This is a genomic window from Pseudomonas folii, from assembly GCF_014357575.1.
GTDB lineage: Bacteria > Pseudomonadota > Gammaproteobacteria > Pseudomonadales > Pseudomonadaceae > Aquipseudomonas > Aquipseudomonas folii.
This window is the reverse complement of sequence record NZ_JACONW010000243.1, coordinates 1-5228: the sequence shown is the minus strand read 5'-3', so window position 1 is coordinate 5228 and position 5228 is coordinate 1. Positions and strand designations below refer to the sequence as shown.

Annotated in this window: 3 protein-coding genes; all 3 read right to left on the bottom strand. The window is 59.4% G+C overall.

Going from position 1 to position 5228, the window contains the following annotated elements; genetic code table 11:
* Nucleotides 1–30 precede the first annotated feature (30 nt).
* Nucleotides 31–1233, bottom strand: a complete 1203-nt coding sequence (locus tag H8S59_RS26015) for an osmoprotectant NAGGN system M42 family peptidase (protein ID WP_095093443.1) — start codon at nucleotides 1231–1233, stop codon at nucleotides 31–33.
* Between the two features lie 95 nt (nucleotides 1234–1328).
* A complete protein-coding gene (ngg, locus tag H8S59_RS26010; RefSeq protein WP_095093442.1) occupies nucleotides 1329–3077 on the bottom strand; it encodes an N-acetylglutaminylglutamine synthetase in 1749 nt (582 codons plus the stop codon).
* A 4-nt stretch (nucleotides 3078–3081) separates the two neighbouring features.
* Nucleotides 3082–4854: an N-acetylglutaminylglutamine amidotransferase gene (locus H8S59_RS26005; RefSeq protein WP_187523283.1), complete on the bottom strand. Its 1773-nt coding sequence runs from the start codon at nucleotides 4852–4854 to the stop codon at nucleotides 3082–3084.
* Between the last annotated feature and the right edge of the window lie 374 nt (nucleotides 4855–5228).

The window sequence follows — 5228 nt, the reverse complement described above, 5'->3', positions numbered from 1 at the left end:
CCACAGGGCGAATTCCAAGCCGGGTATTTGCTACTCCACCTCTTCCCGATTCTGCCCTACGAGACTGTCCACACTCGGCACGCGGGTGTCGGTTTCCATCTGCGCATCGTGCTCGATCTGATGGCTGAAGCGCTCCAGCGAAGATTGCGCGGGTTGGGCATCGCTGGCGAAGACTGGCGGGCTGAGCATGTAGGCGCCCAGCAAACGGCTAAGTGCCGCAAGGCTGTCGATGTGAGTGCGCTCATAACCGTGGGTGGCGTCGCAACCAAACGCGAGCAGGGCGGTACGGATATCATGGCCGGCGGTGACTGCCGAATGGGCATCGCTGAAGTAGTAGCGGAACATGTCGCGACGCACCGGCAGTTCATTTTCACTGCCCAGGCGCAGCAGGTGGCGGGACAGGTGATAGTCGTAAGGGCCGCCGGAATCCTGCATGGCCACGCTCACCGCATGTTCGCTGGAGTGCTGGCCAGGGGCGACCGGGGCGATATCGATGCCAACGAACTCACTCACATCCCAAGGCAGTACGCCTGCAGCGCCGGTGCCGGTTTCCTCGGTAATCGTGAACAGCGGATGGCAATCGATCTGCGGCTCGGCGCCACTCTCGACGATGGCCTTGAGCGCTGCCAGCAATGCGGCGACACCGGCTTTATCGTCCAGATGGCGGGCGCTGATATGGCCACTTTCAGTGAACTCAGGCAACGGGTCGAAAGCCACGAAGTCACCGATGCCAACGCCCAGGGATTCGCAATCAGCTTTGGTGGTGCTGTAGGCATCGAGGCGCAGTTCGACATGATCCCAACTGATTGGCATTTCATCGACCGCAGTATTGAACGCGTGACCGGACGCCATCAGCGGCAGCACGCTACCGCGAATCACGCCGTGATCAGTGAACACGCTGACGCGGCTGCCCTCGGCAAAGCGGCTCGACCAGCAGCCAATCGGCGCCAGTGACAGGCGGCCGTTGTCTTTGACCTCACGCACGGCCGCGCCAATGGTGTCCAGATGCGCGGAAACGGCGCGGTCAGGGCTGTTCTGCTTGCCTTTTAACGTGGCGCGAATAGTCCCGCGTCGTGTCAGTTCGAACGGGATACCCAGTTCCTCAAGACGCTCTGCGACATAGCGCACGATGGTGTCGGTGAAGCCGGTAGGGCTTGGGATCGCGAGCATTTCCAACAGGACTTTCTGCAGGTAGTTCAGATCCGGCTCGGGGATTTTTTTTGCAGTGGTCATTTGAGCTCCTTCGGAGCAGCTGCAAGTTATTAGCCGCAAGCTACAAGCTGGACCGGGTCCGCTTTTGGCTTGCAGCTTGAGGCTTGAGGCTGCTCTCAGCTATGTGCAGGCAAACTGTGCGGGAACAGCAGGTCAACGAATTTCTCTGCCGTCGGTTGCGGTTCATGGTTGGCGAGGCCGACGCGTTCGTTGGCCTCGATGAATACGTACTCGGGCTGGTCGGCGGCAGGGACCATCAGGTCCAGGCCTACCACCGGAATGTCCAGAGCGCGAGCGGCACGGATCGCTGCGTCGCTGAGTACGGGGTGCAGAATCGACGTTACATCTTCCAGGCAGCCTCCAGTGTGCAGGTTGGCAGTCCGGCGTACGGCCAGGCGTTCGTCCATGGGCAGTACGCTGCTGAATTCGTAACCGGCGTCGCGCACCGTGCGCTCGGTTTCTTCATCCACGGGGATCTTGCTTTCGCCACTGGTGGCAGCAGCGCGGCGACGGCTCTGGGCTTCGATCAATTGACCAATCGTGTGGCGACCATCGCCCACCACTTCTGCAGGGCGGCGAATGGCTGCTGCGACTACTTCAAAACCAATCACGACAATGCGCAGATCCAGACCTTCGTGGAAGCTTTCCAGAATCACCCGCGTGTCGAACTGCCTGGCGCGTTCGATGGCGCCGTGCATTTCTTCGGGAGTGCGCAAGTTGACTGCAACGCCTTGGCCTTGTTCGCCATCCAGCGGTTTGACGACGATCTGCTGGTGTTCCTCAAGAAACGCCAGATCAGCTTCTTCGTCACCGGCCCGTTGCTGGGCTGGCAGCTTCAAACCTGCGGCTTTCAGGGCCTTGTGGGTCAGGCTCTTGTCCTGACACAATGTCATGCTGACGGCGCTGGTCAGGTCGCTCAGGGATTCCCGGCAGCGAATCCTGCGTCCGCCATAAGCCAGCGTGAACAAGCCCGCTTCTGCATCATCGACTTGCACTTCAATACCGCGACGATGAGCTTCTTCGACAATGATCCGCGCATACGGGTTGAAATCCGCCTGCGGGCCTGGGCCGAGGAACAGGACTTCGTTAATACCGTTTTTGCGCTTGATGGCGAAGGTGGGCAAATTACGGAAGCCGAGCTTGGCGTACAGCGCTTTGGCTTGATGGTTGTCATGCAGCACCGACAAGTCCAGATAACTCAGGCCACGGCTCATGAAATGCTCAACCAGGTGACGCACCAACACTTCCCCGACACCAGGGCGTGTGCATTGTGGATCAACCGCCAGACACCAGAGGCTGCTGCCGTTTTCCGGGTCGTGGAACGCTTTGTGATGATTGAGGCCCATGACGCTGCCGATCACCGCATTAGTCGTTTCGTCTTCCGCCAGCCAGTACACCGGACCGCCCTGGTGACGCGGGGTCAGCAGCTCCGGATCGATGGGCAGCATGCCGCGAGCGATGTACAGATTATTGATCGCCTGCCAGTCAGCACTGTTCTGCGCGCGACGAATCCTGAAGCCACGAAATACTCGCTGGGCAGGACGGTAATCGCTGAACCACAGGCGCAACGTATCCGACGGATCGAGAAACAGCTGCTGCGGTGATTGAGCCAGCACCTGCTGCGGCGCAGCCACATACAACGCGATATCACGCTCGCCGGGTTTCTCGTTGAGCAGTTCGTGGGCGAGCGCCGCCGGATCGGGATAAGTATGACCGATCAGCAATCGCCCCCAGCCGCAATGCAGGGCAAGCGGCTTGGCTTCAGTGTCGCTGCCGTCTTCGGCAAAGCGCGCCTGAAGACGTTCATAGGAGGGCGACTGACCGCGCAGCAGGCGCTGGCTGTACGTCGTCGAATGCTGTTTCATCTAATCAGAGTCCTTGTTCGCTGAGCCACAGGTTCAGCGCCGCCAACTGCCACAACTTCGAGCCGCGCAGAGGAGTCAGTTGACCTTCCGGGTTGGTCAACAGTTTGTCGATCATGGCTGGATTGAACAGGCCGCGATCCTGGCTTGGGTCTACCAGCAAGTCGCGCACCCAACCCAATGTTGCCCCTTCAAGGTGCTTGAGGCCCGGAACCGGGAAATAGCCTTTTTTACGGTCGATCACTTCCGACGGAATGACCAGGCGCGCAGCTTCTTTCAGCACCTGCTTGCCACCATCGGGCAGCTTGAATTTGCCGGGAATACGCGCCGACAGTTCAACAAGGCGGTAGTCGAGGAACGGCGTACGCGCTTCCAGGCCCCAGGCCATGGTCATGTTGTCGACGCGCTTGACCGGGTCATCAACCAGCATGATGGTGCTGTCCAGACGCAGCGCCTTGTCCACAGCAGCGTCAGCGCCAGGCTGAGCGAAATGCTCGCGGACGAAGTCGCCAGCGGCGTCATTGGCAGTCAGCCACTTGGGCTGAACAGTCGCTGCATATTCGTCGTAGCTACGGTCAACAAAGGCATCGCGATAGGCAGCAACCGGGTCGGCTGCGCCATCCACCTGCGGATACCAGTGATAACCGGCGAACAGCTCGTCTGCACCCTGACCGCTTTGCACCACTTTGCAGTGCTTGGCCACTTCACGGGACAGCAGGTAGAACGCAATGCAGTCATGGCTGACCATCGGCTCGCTCATGGCGCGGAACGCCGCAGGCAATTGCTCGATGATCTCGTGTTCCTGAATGCGCAACTGATGGTGGTTGGTGCCGTAATGCTTGGCGATCAGGTCCGAATATTGAAACTCGTCACCACGTTCGCCGCCTGCATCCTGGAAACCGATGGAAAAGGTCGACAGGTTTTCGACGCCGACTTCACGCAGCAATCCAACCAGCATGCTCGAATCGACACCGCCGGAGAGCAGCACGCCAACATCCACCGCAGCACGTTGACGAATCGCAACGGCTTCGCGGGTGCTGTCGAGCACACGATCACGCCAGTCTTCCAGAGTGAGGTTGGTCTCGTCAGCGTGCGGGCCGTAAGGCAGACGCCACCAGACTTTCTGCTCGGTCTTGCCATGGGCGTCAATGCGCATCCAGCTGGCAGGCGCGAGTTTTTCCACACCAGCAAGCAATGTGCGCGGAGCAGGGACCACAGCGTGGAAGTTCAGGTAATGATTGAGCGCCACCGGGTCGAGCATGCCGCTGATGTCGCCGCCCTTGAGCAGCGCAGGCAGCGTAGAGGCGAAACGCAGACGTTTGTCGGTGCGAGAAAAATACAGCGGCTTGACGCCCAGACGGTCGCGAGCGATGAACAGCTCTTGTTTGTCGCGATTCCAGATCGCGAACGCGAACATACCGTTGAGTTTAGGCAGCAGATCGACGCCCCAGGCGTGATAGCCCTTGAGTAACACTTCGGTGTCGCCATCGGAGTGGAACTGATAACCCAGGCCTTTCAGCTCGGTACGCAGTTCCGGGTAGTTGTACACCGCGCCGTTGAAGGCCATGGACAAGCCAAGGTGGCTGTCGATCATCGGCTGCGCCGAACCGTCCGACAGATCCATGATTTTCAGGCGACGATGACCAAGGGCAATCGGCCCCTGGCTGTGAAACCCCCACGCATCCGGGCCGCGAGGCGCCAGCTCATGGGTAATGCGTTCAACAGCGGCTAGATCCGCTGGTTGATGGTCAAAACGTAGTTCACCTGCTAATCCGCACATAAGTCCTTACCGGTTTTCCGTTGGGGAGGAGGCTGAGAAAATGCAGCCACCCATGAACTGACCCATGGGAAACGGGGGAGTTTTAGATCAATCGGTTATAAGCAGGTGTTGGCTACCTGAATATCTGCGGAAGCCGAGCTCATCTGAGCCCTCACACTAACGGGTAGGAGCGAACTTGTTCGCGAGGGCGGTGTGTCTGAATCACCGCGTGAAGCCTCTCGCGAACAAGTTCGCTCCTACCATTGATTAGTCTGCTTGAGATCACAGGCATCGCTTTATTGGCTGCCATTCAAGGCGTTCGCAGGTCCATCCGCTGGCCCACACCCACGTGCGCGGAACCGCAATCCGGTAGGAGCGAACTTGTTCGCGAGGGC